A 16,936-nucleotide genomic window follows, 5' to 3' on the forward strand; every position below is an offset into this window, starting at 1 on the left:
CATATGGCAATTAACATTAAGAGTAAAAAAGATATAGAATCTTTGCGTATTCCTAATAGAATTGTCGCTCAAACCTTGCAGCTTGTATCTCATGAGGCTAAGGAGGGTGTGAGCTTGCTTGAGCTTAATGCAATGGCAAGAGATTTTATTACCTCGCAGGGTGGGCGCGCGGCATTTTATAAACTTTATGGATTTCCAGAATCTATCTGCACTTCTGTCAATCAAGTAATCATACATGGCATTCCCACGGATTATAGCCTTAAGAATGGCGATGTGCTTGGTATTGATATTGGCGTTGAGTATGATGGGTGGTATGGTGATGGGGCTGTTACTATTGGTATTGGTGAAATAAGCAAGGCAGATAAAGATTTGATTGCTTGTGCCAAAGATACTTTATATGAGGCTATTTCGCAAATACGAGTGGGTATGCGCTTTAAAGAGCTAAGTTTGGTGCTAGAGGAGAATATTTGCAAGCGTGGCTTTGTGCCTTTGCGTGGCTTCTGTGGGCATGGCATTGGGAGGCAACCACATGAGGAGCCAGAAATTCCAAACTATTTAGAATCTGCTAATCCTAAGCAAGGTCCAAAAATTAAAGAGGGAATGGTGTTTTGCCTTGAGCCTATGATTGCCCATAGTGATGGTGAGCCAGTAATCCTTAAGGATAAATGGTCTGTGGTGGCTAAAGATGGGCTAAATGGCAGTCATTATGAGCATACTATTGCTGTTATTGATGGCAAGGCAGAGATTCTAACGGAGGTGTAAAAAATGGCAAAAGATGATGTGATTGAAGTTGATGGCAAAGTTATTGAGGCTTTGCCAAATGCGACTTTTCGCGTCCAGCTTGAAAATGGGCATGTAGTGCTGTGTCATATTGCAGGAAAAATGCGCATGCACTATATTAAGATTTTACCCGGCGATATGGTGAAAATTGAGCTTACGCCATATAGCTTGGATAAAGGGAGGATTACTTATCGACACAAATAGTTCTTTTAGCGGTGTTTTTGGCATTGCATAAGTAGTTTTTAAATATTTTTTTCATAGAATGTTCGGTTTCAACTTAAAAAAGTTAGAAGCAAAAAGGAGTAGGTATGAAAGTTCGACCTTCAGTCAAAAAAATGTGTGACAAGTGTAAGGTTATTAAGCGTAAGGGCGTGGTGAGAGTGATTTGCTCAACCCCAAAACATAAACAAAGACAAGGATAGAATATGGCTAGAATTGCTGGTGTAGATTTGCCAAAAAAGAAACGAGTGGAATACGCACTCACTTATATTTATGGCATTGGGCTTAAAAGCTCAAGGGACATTTTAAATGCCGTAAATATTTCTTTTGATAAGCGAGTTAATGATCTCAGCGAAGATGAAGTGTCATCTATTGCAAAGAAGATTCAGGAAAGTTACATGGTAGAGGGCGATTTGCGCAAAAAGGTAACTATGGACATTAAGGCATTAATGGATTTAGGAAGTTATCGTGGCTTGCGACATAGAAAGGGCTTACCTGTGCGGGGGCAAACTACGAAAAATAATGCTCGCACACGCAAGGGTAAAAAGAAAACAGTTGGTAGTAAGTAAGGAGTGGGCAGATGGCAAAAAAACCTGTAACAAAGAAAAAAAATATCAAAAAGAATATTGCTAGGGGCATAGTGTGTATATCTGCTTCATTTAATAACACAAATGTAACGATTACTGATGAAATGGGTAATGTGATTTGCTGGGCTACTGCTGGGGGCTTAGGCTTTAAAGGAAGTAAAAAATCTACTCCTTATGCCGCGCAGCAAGCCGTAGAATCTGCTATGGAGAAAGCAAAGGAGCATGGCATTAAGGAAGTGGGTATTAAGGTGCAAGGACCTGGAAGTGGGCGCGAAACAGCCGTGAAGAGCGTGGGCGCAGTGGAAGGGATTAAAGTGTTATGGCTAAAAGATATTACGCCATTGCCACATAATGGCTGCAGACCGCCAAAAAGAAGAAGAGTGTAAGGGAGTAATATGGCACGATATAGAGGACCTGTTGAGAAATTGGAGAGACGATTTGGCGTATCTCTTGCGTTAAAAGGTGAGAGACGATTGGCTGGGAAAAGTGCGCTTGATAAGCGTCCTTATGGTCCCGGGCAGCATGGACAAAAGCGTGGAAAAATCTCTGAATATGGCTTGCAATTGCGCGAAAAGCAAAAGGCTAAGATTATGTATGGCGTGAGCGAGAAGCAATTCCGCGCACTCTTTAGGGAGGCAAATCGTCAAGATGGTAACACGGGAGAGAATCTTGTGCGCATTATTGAGCAAAGACTTGATAATGTTGTGTATCGTATGGGTTTTGCTACTACACGTCGTTTTGCCCGTCAGCTGGTTACTCATGGGCATATTCTTGTTGATGGCAAGCGTGTGAATATCCCTTCATTTCTGCTTAAACCCGGACAAAAGGTTGAAGTTTGTGAGAAAACTAAAAATAATCCTCAAGTCATTCGCGCTATTGATTTAACCGCGCAAACAGGTATTGTGCCTTGGGTTGATGTGGATAAGGATAAGAAGTTTGGTATTTTTACTCGCTTTCCACAAAGAGAAGAGGTAGCTATTCCTATCGAGGAGAGATTGATAGTTGAGCTTTACTCTAAGTAAGAAATAAAAGATAAGGGTTGTGAAATGAATATGATTAAAATTGAACCTTATATCCCCACGGATATAAAGATTGATGAGATTTCAACTAATAGAATTAAAATCAGTGCCTTTCCTTTTGAGGCAGGCTACGCTATTACATTAGCTCACCCTATTCGTCGCCTGCTGCTCTCAAGTTCAGTTGGTTATGCGCCTACTGCGCTTAAGATTCAAGGCGTAACGCATGAGTTTGATTCTATTCGTGGCATTGTAGAAGATGTATCTCATTTTATTAGCAATCTTAAAAATATCCGCTTTTTTATTAAGGACAAAGAGTTGGATAGTGTGCAGTTGCAGTATGATTTTAAGGGTCCAATGGTTTTGACTGCCAGCGAATTGGCTAATGATGCGGTGGGCATTGTAAATCCTGAAGCATATTTAGCGACAATCAATGAAAATGCCACTATTAGCTTTTCGCTCATCGTGCAAAAGGGCATAGGATATGTTCCAAGTGAGAGCATTCGTGGCAAGATAGCAGAAGATTATATCCCACTTGATGCGTATTTCACGCCTGTAAAAAAGGCAGTATATGAGATTGAAAATGTACTTGTCGAGGATAATCCAAATTATGAAAAGATTGTTTTTGACATTGAGACAGATGGGCAGATAGAGCCTCTCACTGCATTTAAAGAGGCGATTGCGATTATGCATAAACAAATGGGTATTTTTGGTGTGGATTTAAATGCTGCATCTAGCGGGGCTAAAAATATTGCCGAAGATTCTGGCGAGCTTAAAACTTTAATGATTAAGATTGATACACTAAATCTTAGCGCGCGCTGCTTTAACTGCCTTGATAGGTCAGGCTTAAAATATGTAGGTGAGCTTGTTACAATGACTGAAAATGAGCTTAAAAATATCAAAAATATGGGCAAAAAATCTTATGATGAAATTGCAGAAAAGCTTGAAGAGCTTGGATATCCTGTGGGTTCAGAGCTTGCAGATGATATTGTGCAGCTGCTTAATCGCAAAATGGCTAAGATAAAAAATAATTAGTGGGGAGTGAGATATGAGACATAAACACGGATATAGAAAATTAGGGCGCACATCGGCGCATCGTAAGGCTTTATTGAAAAATCTTGCTATCGCGCTCATTGAGTATGGCAAGATTGAGACAGGCGTGTTTAAGGCAAAAGAATTGCAAAGCTATATTGAGCGACTTATTACCGCAGCGCGTGTGGGTGATTTAAACGCACACCGGCATGTATTTTCATTCTTGCAAGATAAGTCTGCTACCAAAAAGCTTGTAACCCAAATTGCTCCAAAATATAAAGAGCGCAATGGCGGATACACCAGAATCCACCGCACAAGACTCCGCAGGGGTGATGCATCACAAATGGCGATTATCGAGCTTGTGGATTAAGCGCACAGTGAGCCAGAGAATCTAAATGATTTATGGCTCTTTTAGTTATAAAAAGCCATTGCGTAGGCTTGTAGCCTTTGATTTGGAGGGTGTCTTAAGCGCGTTAGATTCTATAGAGCGCGTGCTAGATTCTCAAAAAAAGCAACATCTAAAAAAACATCATAAAGAGTTATATTTTGTAGGCTACATCACCTATGAAGCAGGTGTGTTGCTGCAAACTTATCAGGCAAAAAGTTATCAAACGCTTTTTCAGCGCACCCAAGCCCTCATCACTCGCAAAAGAGAACCGCTCCTTTATTTTGTGCTTTTTAGCCAACGGGTGAAAATCACATTCAAAAATAAATATAAAAATCCTTCGTCTCTCCCGCTACTCTCACTTTTGCAGGGTTTAGATTCTAAAGTCTATGCAAATGGCTTTAATGCTATTAAAGCGCACATTGCAAAGGGTGATACTTATCAGGTCAATTACACAAATGAGCTGCTTTTGCACTCTATGCTAAAGCCAAAGCAGCTCTTCAAGCGGCTTTTATGCAAGCAGCCAACTCCCTACAGGGCTTATATGCGCAATGCTTTTTTGCAGATTCTGTGTTTTTCTCCAGAGCTATTTTTTGAGATAAAACATCAAAAAATTACTATCCAGCCTATGAAAGGCACTATAAGGCGTGCAGATTCTATAAATAAAAGCACGCAAAGTGATAAACAACTTAAAGCCTTCTTGCGCATAGATGCTAAAAATCGCAGCGAAAATATGATGATTGTAGATTTATTGCGCAATGATTTAAGCAAGATTATCGCCCCCCATTCCCTGCGCATAAAGGAGTTATGCGCGATACACTCATATCCTAGCCTTCATCAAATGGTCTCTACCTTGCAAGGCAGGCTTGAAAAGCACACTACCATAAAGGCACTTTTGCAAGCGCTTTTCCCCTGCGGCTCCATTACTGGCGCGCCTAAGCTAAAAACCATGCAGATTATTAGCGCTTTAGAATCTCGCACAAGGAGCGTGTATTGTGGTGCATTGGGCGTGATTTCTGCGCATCACACATGCTTATGCGTGCCTATTCGCACGCTTTTTAAACATCACAGCGAATCATTTTATCGCTATGGTGTGGGCAGTGGCGTGGTGTGGGATTCTGTATGCGAAGATGAATTTGCAGAGCTTTTGCTTAAGGCGCAGTTTTTGGGTGCGTCTTTAGAATCTTATGGATTGTTTGAGACTATGCTTTATGAGCATGGGCATATTTTTTTGCTGCACGCTCATATCGCGCGTATGCTAAAAAGCGCGCAAGATTTAGGCTTTAATTGCGCCTATCTTTCTGCGTTGCACGAGCGTATTGCGCCTGTGGGCGAGCAGATTCTATCCTTTAATGATTTTTTGGCGCGATACACTACGCTTGCTTATAGGGCAGATAGTGCTTTGTGGCAAGATGCAAGCGCGTTTTTTGCTTATCTTAATACACAAATGCCCACAAATCGCGCCATTATTAGGCTTATGCTCTCTTTTGATGGCAAGCTTGCTGTAGCGATTTTGCCCATTCAAGAGGTGCAATCACGCAAAATTGTGCTTTCCCCCGCACAAGAGGCGAAAAATATGCTTGTGTATCACAAAACCACAAGCCGTGCGCATTTTGCTAAGGCAAGTGAGCTCATTAAGGAAGCGCGTATTTTTGATATGATTTTTTACAATCATAAGGGCTTTATCACGGAGGGTTCGCGCAGCAATGTAGTGTGTGAAATTAACCACAGATTCTATACGCCAGCGCTTAAATGCGGGCTGCTTGGGGGGACACTGCGCGCGCTAATGTTGGACAATCATTTAGCGCGGGAGGCGTCTTTAACATTAACAGATTTGCAAAATGCGCAACGAATATGGTGCATAAACTCCGTGCGTGGCGTGATAGAAGTATCTTTGGCAGATTCTGTATGATATTGTAGATTCTATATAAAGGCAGGCAATGGGGCAAAAGTGCGCATTTAGGGCAAAAGTGCTAGTGATTGATAATTATGATTCTTTTACTTACAACATCATTTATTTATTACAGAATCTAGGCTTGCAGCCCATTGTGCTAACAAATGATGTAGATTTAGCCACATTGCAGCAGCATACATTTTCTCATCTTATCATCTCGCCTGGTCCTAGCCACCCGCTAGATTCTGGCGTGTGCTTGGAGGCGATTAGGTATTTTGCACCTTCTAAAAAAATTTTAGGCATATGCTTAGGACATCAATGCATAGCTCAAGCCTTTGGCGGGGAGGTTATCCCATTAGAAAATCCCATACACGCTAAAAGTGGGCGATTATTTTTTAGCCCAAATCCTTTGTTTAAGGGCGTAAAGCAAGGCGTGAAAATAGCCTTGTATCATTCTTTATATGTCTCTAAATTGGGCGCTTGTGAGCCATTAGGATATAGTGAAGCAAATGTGCTTATGGCGCTTAAAGCGCGCGCTTTTGATACCTATGGCGTGCAGTTCCACCCAGAATCTATCCTGCAAGCGCAAGGCAAAATCATTATGCGCAATTTTCTTAGATTATGATTTTGTTGTGATTTTACTTTGGCGCGCTTATAGATTCTGTGTTTTAGCAAAAAACACATCTGCGCCTAGTTTTGCTACCTTCACATAGCCTTTTTGCTTTAAAAATGACTGAATCTTAGAGCGTGTGGGGTAATTATCCTCAATGCCAATAAGTGTGATATCATAGCGCTCAAAGTCAATGCCTTGCAGGATTTGCATTTCACTCCCCTCAACATCAATGGAGAGGTAATCAATATGCTTGTGTTGGGAGTGCGACATTATGCTACAAAAGCGCGCGCCCTGCATTTCAAAAATCTTATATGAGCCGCCATATTGCGCTATCTCGCGCTCTATACGCTCAAGGTGAGCTGGGTGATAATCCTCCACAATGCCGCTTAGCATCTGCGCATAGCCCTCAATTGCCATAAAATGCACCATTTCATCTTTATTGCATAGTGCGACATTGTATGCGGGCGTGTGAGGGCGATTTTTTACACATTTGGCAAACATTTGAGAATCTGCCTCGATGAGTATGCCCTGCCAATGCTGAATTTGGCTTTGCTCTAAGGCTAGGGTATTGCTAAAGCTTATGCCATCATTTGCGCCCACATCGACAAAGAAGTATGACTCCTTGCGTGGTAGGCGTGAAAAGAAGATTTGCACAAATAAATCTTGCCCATATTGTGCATAGCTCCCCCCCCCCCGTAAGATTAAGGATATATTTGGCAGCCTTAATGCGTTTAACCTGCGCGGAGAGCGATACGCGCTTATTTATAGAATCTACATAGGCATATTTAGCGCGGCGCAATATATCTTTCACATATCGCCAAGTCCTTTGCCATAGGCGCGCTTGTGGGTGTATAGAATCTTGCATATGTATCCTTGAGGCTTTGGGGTTTGTGGGCGTATTGTAGTGATACAATCCTGTGAATTGCCTTTAAATCCGCGCTGTTTAGGCTAAAAATGGCGCAAAAATATAACACAAAGCAAGGGCTTAAAATTGCCTTGTTTATAGTGTGCAATATTTTAAGCTTTGGTTAAGTAAAATGTTACCAAAAAGGATATATATAAATTTATATAATTGCGAGTTGGTTAAAAAATAGTTTTATTTTTTCGATTTATTGTATTATTGCGCCAAATTAAGAATTACAAAACAACAAATTATTACAAAAGAGGCACGGAATGGAGCAACATGTAGGCGTCTTAGCTTTGTTAAGCGATGAGGAAAGAGCAATTTTACATGAATATGATGAGCTTACGCTTGATTTTACTTCGCTAAGCAAAGATGGGCTAGTCGTAGTGGCGCCTCAATGCGTGGTGATTGGCTATGGCGAGTTATGTGATGAGTTTTTGGCAATGTGTATTAATGATGAGCATACGCCAAAGCTTGAGCTTTTACATCTTTTGCCACAGGATTTTGTAAGTCTTAAAGGGCATTTAGGAGCATTTGAGCTGACTTTTAAAAATGCTAATGGTAGGGTAGAAAGTCTATCCACTGCACAAGTGGTGTCTTTCTCCCCATTACAGAATCTACGCGCGTTTAAGGGCGTGCATTTGCCAAGTAACTATAGTAGCGCGCGAGAGATGCTAGATTCTATATTATCCCTATGCGGCGATTATGAATATACGCGCAATATTATTTTTGACCCTACGCATTGTCAATTTCAATCGCGCCGCCCATTTGCAGATGGAAGCAGTGTATGCCATGCCTGTGCCGATATATGCCCAACTTTAGGTATAAGTAGCGATAAAACTTTAAGTATTCTAGAGCTTTCTGCGATTGATTGTATCGCGTGTGGCAGGTGTGTGAGCGTATGCCCTACAGGGAGCGTGCAGAGGGAGGGCGATGGGCTAGAGGCGTTTAGCTATAAATCAAGGCTTTATAAGGGCTATATACCCCTTATTGTCTCAAAGCAAGCCTTTAACACAGATGAGTTTGCGCAAGATTTCAAGGCATTAAGGGCGCAAAATGCTCTATTTTTGCCTTTTGTTATGCCTGTGCCTGATATGCTAAATAGCACTTATTTGCTTACACTTTTGCAAGAGAGTGGAGCGCCCATTGCGCTTTATACACCACTTGGCGAGCATACACACAAGGATATAGAATCTATAAATGGTATTTATCATCGTATTTTTGGCAAAAAGGCTATTTATACTTATGCAGATTCTATAATATGCGCAGGGGACATAGCGCCTATAGCGCAGACGCATTATATTTACACGCCTACAAGTGCTGAAACAAGCAAGGATATATTTTCTGAACGTATGCGCTTTTGGGTAAAGCAAGAGGATTATGGCAAGGTGGGCATAAATGGATTTGGTATTTTGGGCATTAATGCGCAAAAATGCACATTGTGTCTAAGCTGTGTAGAGGCGTGCAATACGCAAGCACTCATTAGCAATCAAACGCGCTTTGAGCTACTCTATAAGCCTTCGCTTTGCACAGATTGCGGTTATTGTGTGGCAAGCTGCGCGGAAAATGTGCTAAGTATAGAATCTAGCAGCCTAAATCTTGCCCAAGAAAGTTTTGAATATACGCAAATCGCGCAAGATGAACCATTTAGATGTGTAGAGTGTGATAAGATTTTTGCCACACGCAGAAGCATTGAGAAAATTAAGCAGATTCTAGCCCCAGCCTTTGGCAAAAATCCGCTTAAGCTAAAGACTTTAGAATGCTGTGCGGATTGCAAGGTGAAAGTAATGTTTGAGGAGGCGCGCTCATGAATGCATTAGATTCTTTGTCGCGCGCACGGGCATTGTATTATGATTTTTTTGCGGGGTTATTCTTGTATGAATTGCTTTGCGAGCGCTCTAGCGTGTTATTAAATCAAGTGAAAATCTTAAAAGAAAATGCTTTTAATGAGCATGATAGCGTGCATTTTGAACTTTTGCAAAGTGAGCTAGAGCGTAGGGGAGTGGAGCAGATTCTGCGTGAATACACCAATACCTTTCTTTTATCTTTTAGTGTGCCAAAAGCCCATGAGCAAATGCCAATGAAGCGCAAAAAGGGCAAGCAGCCCCGTAAAAATACGCAAGTTATGCTTTATCTTTCGCATTACCTTGAGGGCTGCCTCAATGGCAAGGCTTTGCTTAAAGCGCGGCAGCTCACTAAAAAAAGCACTTTTAGGCTAAATACTAAAGAATGCAAAGAGAGTGAGGAGCATTTGGGTTTTTTATTGCTTTTAATGCGGCATTTGCTGCTATCACAAGATGAGGCGGACAAAGCATTATGTGCTGAAGTGAGTAAAGAGCTAGTCATTCCTTTGGGTGATTTTGTGACTAATGTGTTAAGTCAAAGGGAGGATTTAAGCTATTATGCGAGTGTAGGGAGTTTGTTGCAGAGTTTTTTAAATGTAGAGCGCGCTTTAGGCTAGATTGATTTGAGCTTTTTTTAAAAGGCTCAAATGGGTTTATCCCAAAGTCCAAACAAGAGGAGGCTCTATGTCGAATATGCAAGAAGAAATTCAATCTCGGCGGAAGTTTTTGAAAGCTGCTGGGGTTGGTGGTGCTGTGGTTGCAATAGGCTCGCTTAGTTTGAATGGTTGTTCTGGAGAACACACACAAAAGGAAGTCATTAAGGGCAAAAGCAAAAAGCAAGAAGTGCTGTATCGTGGTGATACAAAGTATTGGCAGACTTATTTTTCAGTTGCCAAATAAGTAGATTCTAAGGAGTAAAGATGAGTGAGGCAGATAACAGACGCAATGCTCGCCGCTCATTTCTTAAACTCTCTGCGCTGGCTTCTGTGGCTGGTGTAAGCAGTGCTTTTGGAAATGAGGGAGAGCGAGTTATTAAAAAAGCTAGTGAAGCGGAGTTAAGGGAGAATTTTCCTGATGCAAAGCGCGTGAAAACTATTTGCACGCATTGTTCTGTGGGCTGTGGGATTATTGCTGAAGTCCAAGATGGTGTATGGGTGCGACAAGAAGTAGCGCAAGACCACCCCATTTCACAAGGTGGGCATTGCTGCAAGGGTGCGGACTTAATCGATAGGGCGCGCAGTGAAACGCGTTTGCGCTATCCGCTTGAAAAGGTTGGCGGGCAATGGCAGCGCACAAATTGGGATAGTGCGATGGATAAAGTCTCCAAAAAATTGCTTGAAATTCGTAATGAGAGCGGACCTGATGCGGTAATGTGGATAGGAAGTGCGAAGCTTTCAAATGAACAATGCTACTATTTGCGGAAGTTTTCGGCATTTTTTGGCACAAATAACCTAGACCACTGCAATCGCGTTTGACACTCCCCAACAGTCGCCGGTGTGGCGAATACATTTGGGTTTGGTGGAATGTCAAATCACATCGCTGATATGATGTTTTCAAAATACATCTTTATTATCGGCGCAAACCCTGCAGTAAATCACCCTGTGTCTATGGTGCATATTTTGCGCGCTAAAGAGGCTGGAGCAAAGATTGTAGTGATTGACCCGCATTTTAGTAAAACTGCAGCCAAAGCAGATGAATATCATAGAATCCGCAGTGGGACAGATATTGCCCTTGTGTATGGTATGCTCCATCATATCATTAGTAATGATTTGCATGATAAAAAATTCTTAGAAGAGCGTGTGTATGGATATGAGGAAATCATTAAAGAAGCGATGAAATACACACCTGAAGAAGCAGCAAATATTACTGGAATCCCAGCTGATGAGATTCGCCACATTGCAGAGGATATGGCAAAGGCAAAGCCTGCGACACTTATATGGAATCAAGGGCTTACTCAACACACCGTTGGCACAAGCAACACGCGTATAATGCCAATCTTGCAGATGTTTTTGGGTAATATGGGTAAAAATGGTGGAGGCGTGAATATCTTGCGTGGGCATGATAATGTGCAAGGCTCTTCAGATATGGCAGCAAACCCTGATGTATTGCCCGGATATTATTCTTTAGCAGAATCTTCATGGCGACATTTTGCAAAGCATTGGCAGGTAGAGTATGAATGGCTGCTTTCACGCTTTAAAGATAAAAAGATGATGGAATCTCCGGGCTTTGCGCACTCAACATGGAAATTTGGCGTGATTGATGAGGAGAATGCAGCAAATAATGGTGGCACGATGATTCGCGCGCTTGTGGTGATTGGCACAGGTATGACTTCTGTATCTTTGCTTGAATTGCAAAAAAAGGCAATGGATAAGCTTGAATTAGTCGTATTTATCGACCCATATGTGAATGATTTAGCCATTTATAGCGATAAGACAGATAATATCTTTTTATTGCCTGCAGCTTCGCAAATGGAAAGCTCTGGCTCGGTTGCAGCGACTAATCGTAGCTATCAGTGGCGTTCTAAAGTTATGGAACCGCTCTTTGAATGTCGCGAAGACCAAGAGATACTCTTTGATTTCGCAAAGCGATTTGGATTCTTAGAGGAGTTGCAACGCAGCTTGTATAAAATTGCGCAGGCCGATGGGCGTAAAGAATTTATTTGGCCAGAAGATGCGACCACAGAGCTTACTCAAGCGGTGCGTAGCATAGGCTTGCAAGGTATGAGTCCTAAACGCTTAAAGGCTCATCAAGAAAATTGGCATATGTTTGACAAAGTAACTCTAGCAGGCAAAGGAGAATTTGAAGGCGAGTATTATGGGCTTCCTTGGCCTTGCTGGAGTGATAAACACCCCGGCACACCTGTATTTTACAATGATAGCATTCCTGTTATGAAAGGCGGTATGGGCTTTAGGGTGAATTGGGGTGATACTTCACCTGATGGGCAAAGTATGTTCTCCGCGCGGACTTTACCTAATGCGAAAATTGCCGGGCATTCATTTGTGAGTGCGGCGAATGCAGAATCTTTAGGTATAAAACTTACAAGTGAAGAGAAAAAAGCCATTGAGGGCAGTACATTTGCGCTAGGCTATGGCAATAATATTTTGGTTGAAAAAGCGCTAGAAGCGGGACTTTGTCCTTATGGTAATGGCAAGGCGCGTGCTGTAGTGTGGAATTGGTATGATAAGATTCCATTGCATAGAGAGCCATTGCATTCTATAAGACCTGATTTGGTGGCTAAGTATCCTACTTTCCCAGATAAGCCAAATCACTATAGGGCAAATATTAAGTATCAATCGCGCCAGAGTGAGAAAGATTGGACAAAGGAATTTCCAATTAATATGCTAAGCGGGCGTTTAGTTTCTCATATGGGAACAGGGACAGAGACGCGGAGTGCGAAATATCTTGCTGAAGTGCATAGCGAGATGTTTATAGAAATTCACCCCGAAAAAGCCAAAGAGCTCAATGTTAAAGATGGTGATATGGTATGGGTGTATGGCACAATGGGGACACGCGCGCTTATTAAAGCGAAGCTTTCATATCGTGTAGATGTCAATAGTGTGTGGGTGCCGCAGAACTTTTCAGGTATGGAGCAGGGACAAAGCCGCCTAGATAAATATCCAGAAGGCACAGCAGCGTATGCAATAGGTGAGTCTGCGAATATGATTTCAAGCTATGGCTTTGATTATAACTCGGCTTGTCCAGAGACAAAGTGCGGATTGTGCCGCATTGAGAAGGCATAGGGAGGCAGGATATGAGCGAAAATATAACACAAACAGCAATAGGCGAGCGCGTGCGCGTTAAATTCTACTGCGATGAAAGTCGCTGCATTGATTGCCATGGGTGTGATGTGGCTTGCAAAGAGGCTCATCACTTACCTGTGGGTATGAACCGCAGGCGCGTGATTACGCTTAATGAAGGTATGGTGGGTAAAGAGAAGTCTATCTCCATTGCTTGCCAACATTGCGAAGATGCACCTTGTGCGCAGGTATGCCCTGTGGATTGCTTTTATATCCGTGCTGATGGCATTGTATTGCATAATAAAAAAACTTGCATTGGTTGTGGATATTGCCTCTATGCTTGTCCTTTTGGCGCTCCACAATTTCCAAAAAGTGATATTTTTGGCTCTCGCGGGGTAATGGATAAATGCACATTCTGCGCTGGCGGACCTGAAGAAACACATAGTACTGAAGAATACAAACTCTATGGGCAAAATCGTATCGCAGAAGGTAAAGTGCCTGCATGTGCGGCGATGTGTTCTACAAAGGCGTTGATTGCAGGCGGAAGCGATGAGCTTAAATCTATTGTGCGCGATAGGGCATCTCATAAGCAGATAGAGCCAAAAACGCCTTTTGAGTGGCGTGAAGCTTATGGCGATACTATCTAAAGGAGGGAGTATGAAAAATATTATATTAGTATGTGCTTTGCTTTTGGGTTTTGCCTATGCGCACGAAGATGAAGAAGTAAATTTTAATGTCAATAAGCACATTTATGGCACAGCACAAATTGAGGCGATGAAAACTTGGGGCTTTGGCGAGGATAGGCTGCATTCTAACGCACCTAAAGATGATGCAGATAGAGGCTTAAGCATACAGCCACTTACAAATGGTGAGCCAATTGGCGGTATCCGCGGGACAAATGGCTTTGGCGAGCTTTTCACTATTTTGCAAGGGCAATATTTTGCACTAATCTTCTTACTCATTGTTATTTTTGTGCCAATGGCATTTTTTGGACATTATAAGATTATAGGCAAGCGCCACTATTCACATGATAGTTTTTTAGTCGTTTTTACTAAATACAATATCATCGTGCATTGGTGTGCGGCTGTGCCTTTTGTGATGCTTTGTATCACAGGACTTATGATGGTTTTTGGTGATAAACTAGGTGGCGGCGCGCTCATTCGCTTTGCGCGTGATGTGCATGGGTTTGCTACTTTGTTTTTTGCCGTATTTGGCACACTTATGTTTTTCATGTGGGTGAAAGATTGCTTGTTTCGAATATGGGATATTAAGTGGATGCTTATCCTTGGCGGCTACCTTGATAAGGTTAATCGCGAAATACCCGCGCATAAATTTAACGCAGGGCAGAAGATGTGGTTTTGGGTTGCCACAGTTGGCGGAGCGTTTATGGTATTTACCGGAGCTATGATGTTTTTTCAATATGCAGATATTAATACCCTGCGTTTAATGGCAATTTTGCATAATGTCATAGGATTTGCGGTGGTGGCACTGCTGATTACGCATATTTATATGGCAGTGTTTGCTATTGAGGGCGCTATAGAATCTATTTTGAATGGCAAAATGGGCGAGGAAGAACTCTCTATGCTACATAGCCTTTATTATAAGGATTTAAAAGCTCAAGGCAAGCTAGATTCTATGCGCGTAAAGCATTAAGCGGAGTTTGGCATTGAGCGACTTTGTGCATAATTTGCGTATGCTTAAAATTTCGCGCGATGGCTCATCTCAAATGACGCAAGATTGTGTCATTGAGGAGCAGCGCATAGCCTTTTATCTCAATGGCACAAAGCTTTTATCAGTAATGAGTTTGCCCTATCATCAAGATGCGCATTTTGTGGGCTTTTTGATGAACGAGGGTGTGCTAGATTCTATAAATGATATTATCTCCCTAGAAATTGCTAGCGATGGCTTAAGTGTGTATATGCAAGCTCATATTAAAGAAGATAAGCTTGCACATCTGCATAAGGAAAAAACGCTTACAACAGGCTGCTGCGTGGGGGTGAGCGCAAACTTTGATGGCGAGATTACACAGAAATTTATCGCTTCAAATATGCGTATAAGCGCTAAGGAGCTTTTTGCGCTGCTTGATGAGTTTTCTAAACCTAGTGAGCTTTTTTTGCAAACAGGCTGCGTGCATAAGGCGATGTTAGTATGCGAGCGCACTTTTATTAGCGAAGATGTCGGGCGGCATAACGCTATTGATAAGGTTATTGGCAATGCAAGGCTCTCCCGCACGGATATGCGCGATGCGATTTTGCTAGTGAGTGGGCGTTTGTCTATGGAAATGGTGATTAAAGCGGCGATGAGCGATATACCTATGGTGGTTTCGCGCTCTGCTACGACAAATTTAGGCATTCGCTCTGCGCAGCTCTTAGGCGTTACGCTCGTGGGCTTTGCACGCGGCGATACATTTAATGTTTATACACACCCTTCACGCATTGTATAGATTCTGTTTTTACTGATATTACAGAATCTACAGCAAGGCTTAGCACATTAAAATAGTTGCGTATGCAACTATTTACACATTTAGGCTACAATACCCACCTTTTAACCTAATTTTCATAAATTTTAAGGAGTGGGTATGAAAAAAGTCATTCTTTTATTAGCGTTAATCTCTGTATTTTACGCAGATGATGAGATTAATTTCATAGTAAGCACGCCACAAGAAGAGATTACAGAATCTGGTGGGAGGACTTTTAGCCTAATAGAACTCATCGAAGGGGCGGAGAAAAATTATAATATCGAGGCTAAAGACTTAGCCATTTTGCAGGCTCAAGCGACCAAAAGAGCCGCATATGGCGAGTTTTTGCCCACACTTGATGGAACATATCAATATCAAGAGACTGATAATCCAAATATGCGTTTAAAGGCTAGAACGGGTAGCATCAAGGCAAATTGGGAGATTTTTAGCGGTTTAAAAACTTATAATAAAACTTTAGAGAAAAATTCGCTTTATCGCGCGAGCATCGAGGATAGAGAAAATACTAGAGACCAGTTATTTTTAAATGTGATTGAGCAATATTATGGCTATTTTACTAATCGCGCGCAGCTTCTAAGTTTAGAGCAGAAGCGATTGCAGCTAGATTCTAATATTAAGCGCGTGGAGCGGCTTTTCAATTCTGGGCTTACTACTATTGATGATGTAGAATCTTTGCGCGCAGAAGTGCTAGCTACAGAGCATGAGATTGCTAATATCAAAATGGAGATTGAGAAAAATAAGCTTATGCTTTCACTCCTATCAAACACAGAGGTGCAGTCTTTAGAGCGTAAAACTCTCAAAGCCCCACTTTTCAAACTTGATGAAAATCGCCATGATTTAAATATGTTAAATTTTCAAGCACAGGGCGCAAAATACCAAGCGCGGCAATATACCTACTTGCCCATAGTGAGTATAAGCGATACTTATGTGCTAAATAGTGATATTACTAAGGGCGGTGCGCTCACATTTAAGGGGCTTTCACAAGCTGAAACAAGCCAATTTTTAGGTGTCATGTCACGGCAATTTCCTTTAAATCAAAATCAAATTATGATTAATGCTACTCTTCATCTTGATGCGCTTAGCACTTATCATCAAAATGAAGCCGCAAGATTAGGCTATTTGAAATCTTTAAAAGAGCTGACCTATAAAAAAGAGGAGCAGAAAAAAGATGAAAAGCTCTATCGTAAGGCACTAGAAACAGCTGTGGCTAAGATTAAAGCCTCTGAAGCCGCGCTACATTCGGCAAATATTGCTTTTGAATCTATTGCTAAAAAATACAATGCGCAGATTCTCAATTTCACAGATTATTTACAATCACTCACCAAAAAATTTGAAGCTGAAGCCACTTACAACCAAGCTTTGAATAATTATGAAATGCAAAAGGCGTATTATATTTATTACAGCGGACAGGATTTGCGCGCGCATATCGAGTAGAAGGCTTATTAAATT

General features: G+C 41.7%; 20 protein-coding genes. 18 read left to right on the plus strand and 2 right to left on the minus strand.

Annotated features, from left to right (window positions below; all coding sequences use genetic code 11):
- The first annotated feature begins 3 nt into the window (after positions 1-3).
- The 10 genes from map to LS71_RS02115 all read left to right on the plus strand — a co-directional run bounded on the left by map (position 4) and on the right by LS71_RS02115 (position 6,538).
- Complete coding sequence (gene map, locus LS71_RS02070) at positions 4-762, plus strand: type I methionyl aminopeptidase (protein WP_034353801.1); 759 nt, start codon at positions 4-6, stop codon at positions 760-762.
- 3 nt (positions 763-765) lie between these two features.
- Positions 766-984 (plus strand): translation initiation factor IF-1, encoded by a 219-nt coding sequence (infA, locus tag LS71_RS02075; RefSeq protein WP_034353798.1) that lies wholly within the window; start codon positions 766-768, stop codon positions 982-984.
- A gap of 104 nt (positions 985-1,088) precedes the next feature.
- The gene (gene rpmJ, locus LS71_RS02080; RefSeq protein WP_002956266.1) at positions 1,089-1,202 is read left to right on the plus strand and encodes a 50S ribosomal protein L36; all 114 of its coding nucleotides are present in this window, start codon (positions 1,089-1,091) and stop codon (positions 1,200-1,202) included.
- Between the two features lie 3 nt (positions 1,203-1,205).
- A complete protein-coding gene (gene rpsM, locus LS71_RS02085) occupies positions 1,206-1,568 on the plus strand; it encodes a 30S ribosomal protein S13 (RefSeq protein ID WP_034372387.1) in 363 nt (120 codons plus the stop codon).
- A gap of 11 nt (positions 1,569-1,579) precedes the next feature.
- Positions 1,580-1,972, plus strand: a complete 393-nt coding sequence (rpsK, locus tag LS71_RS02090; RefSeq protein ID WP_034353796.1) for a 30S ribosomal protein S11 — start codon at positions 1,580-1,582, stop codon at positions 1,970-1,972.
- A 9-nt stretch (positions 1,973-1,981) separates the two neighbouring features.
- Positions 1,982-2,608, plus strand: a complete 627-nt coding sequence (gene rpsD / locus LS71_RS02095; RefSeq protein WP_034353793.1) for a 30S ribosomal protein S4 — start codon at positions 1,982-1,984, stop codon at positions 2,606-2,608.
- A 24-nt stretch (positions 2,609-2,632) separates the two neighbouring features.
- Entirely contained in the window at positions 2,633-3,637 is a 1,005-nt protein-coding gene (locus tag LS71_RS02100) for a DNA-directed RNA polymerase subunit alpha (RefSeq protein WP_034353790.1), read from the plus strand.
- Positions 3,638-3,650: 13 nt separating this feature from the next.
- Complete coding sequence (gene rplQ, locus LS71_RS02105) at positions 3,651-4,004, plus strand: 50S ribosomal protein L17 (protein WP_034353787.1); 354 nt, start codon at positions 3,651-3,653, stop codon at positions 4,002-4,004.
- Between the two features lie 25 nt (positions 4,005-4,029).
- Positions 4,030-5,931 (plus strand): bifunctional chorismate-binding protein/class IV aminotransferase, encoded by a 1,902-nt coding sequence (locus LS71_RS02110; protein WP_034353785.1) that lies wholly within the window; start codon positions 4,030-4,032, stop codon positions 5,929-5,931.
- Positions 5,932-5,959: 28 nt separating this feature from the next.
- Positions 5,960-6,538 carry an anthranilate synthase component II gene (locus LS71_RS02115; protein WP_034353782.1) on the plus strand — a complete coding sequence of 193 codons (579 nt, stop codon included), beginning with the start codon at positions 5,960-5,962 and terminating at the stop codon, positions 6,536-6,538.
- Between the two features lie 27 nt (positions 6,539-6,565).
- On the opposite strand, the gene LS71_RS02120 is transcribed toward LS71_RS02115, so the two are convergent.
- On the minus strand, positions 6,566-7,180 hold the full coding sequence (locus LS71_RS02120; protein WP_194145645.1) for an FkbM family methyltransferase: 615 nt from the start codon (positions 7,178-7,180) through the stop codon (positions 6,566-6,568).
- Positions 7,113-7,391 (minus strand): hypothetical protein, encoded by a 279-nt coding sequence (locus LS71_RS09415; protein WP_034353778.1) that lies wholly within the window; start codon positions 7,389-7,391, stop codon positions 7,113-7,115. Before LS71_RS09415 ends, LS71_RS02120 begins: the two co-directional genes overlap by 68 nt.
- Positions 7,392-7,699: 308 nt before the next feature.
- On the opposite strand from LS71_RS09415, the gene LS71_RS02125 reads away from it, so the two are divergent.
- The 8 genes from LS71_RS02125 (at position 7,700) to LS71_RS02165 (ending at position 16,921) form a co-directional block, all read left to right on the plus strand.
- Entirely contained in the window at positions 7,700-9,241 is a 1,542-nt protein-coding gene (locus LS71_RS02125; protein WP_034353775.1) for a 4Fe-4S dicluster domain-containing protein, read from the plus strand.
- The gene (locus LS71_RS02130; protein ID WP_034353772.1) at positions 9,238-9,891 is read left to right on the plus strand and encodes a molecular chaperone TorD family protein; all 654 of its coding nucleotides are present in this window, start codon (positions 9,238-9,240) and stop codon (positions 9,889-9,891) included. Before LS71_RS02125 ends, LS71_RS02130 begins: the two co-directional genes overlap by 4 nt.
- 67 nt (positions 9,892-9,958) lie before the next feature.
- Positions 9,959-10,174 (plus strand): twin-arginine translocation signal domain-containing protein, encoded by a 216-nt coding sequence (locus LS71_RS02135; RefSeq protein ID WP_034353769.1) that lies wholly within the window; start codon positions 9,959-9,961, stop codon positions 10,172-10,174.
- Positions 10,175-10,194: 20 nt separating this feature from the next.
- On the plus strand, positions 10,195-13,014 hold the full coding sequence (locus LS71_RS02145) for a molybdopterin-dependent oxidoreductase (protein WP_081946244.1): 2,820 nt from the start codon (positions 10,195-10,197) through the stop codon (positions 13,012-13,014).
- An 11-nt stretch (positions 13,015-13,025) separates the two neighbouring features.
- Complete coding sequence (gene fdh3B / locus LS71_RS02150; RefSeq protein WP_034353758.1) at positions 13,026-13,658, plus strand: formate dehydrogenase FDH3 subunit beta; 633 nt, start codon at positions 13,026-13,028, stop codon at positions 13,656-13,658.
- A 10-nt stretch (positions 13,659-13,668) separates the two neighbouring features.
- Positions 13,669-14,664: a formate dehydrogenase subunit gamma gene (locus LS71_RS02155; protein ID WP_034353755.1), complete on the plus strand. Its 996-nt coding sequence runs from the start codon at positions 13,669-13,671 to the stop codon at positions 14,662-14,664.
- A 13-nt stretch (positions 14,665-14,677) separates the two neighbouring features.
- On the plus strand, positions 14,678-15,454 hold the full coding sequence (gene fdhD, locus LS71_RS02160; protein ID WP_081946248.1) for a formate dehydrogenase accessory sulfurtransferase FdhD: 777 nt from the start codon (positions 14,678-14,680) through the stop codon (positions 15,452-15,454).
- A 135-nt stretch (positions 15,455-15,589) separates the two neighbouring features.
- On the plus strand, positions 15,590-16,921 hold the full coding sequence (locus LS71_RS02165; RefSeq protein WP_034353753.1) for a TolC family protein: 1,332 nt from the start codon (positions 15,590-15,592) through the stop codon (positions 16,919-16,921).
- The last annotated feature ends 15 nt before the right edge of the window (positions 16,922-16,936 follow it).

The sequence above is a fragment of the Helicobacter jaachi genome, from assembly GCF_000763135.2.
GTDB classification, from domain to species: domain Bacteria; phylum Campylobacterota; class Campylobacteria; order Campylobacterales; family Helicobacteraceae; genus Helicobacter_C; species Helicobacter_C jaachi.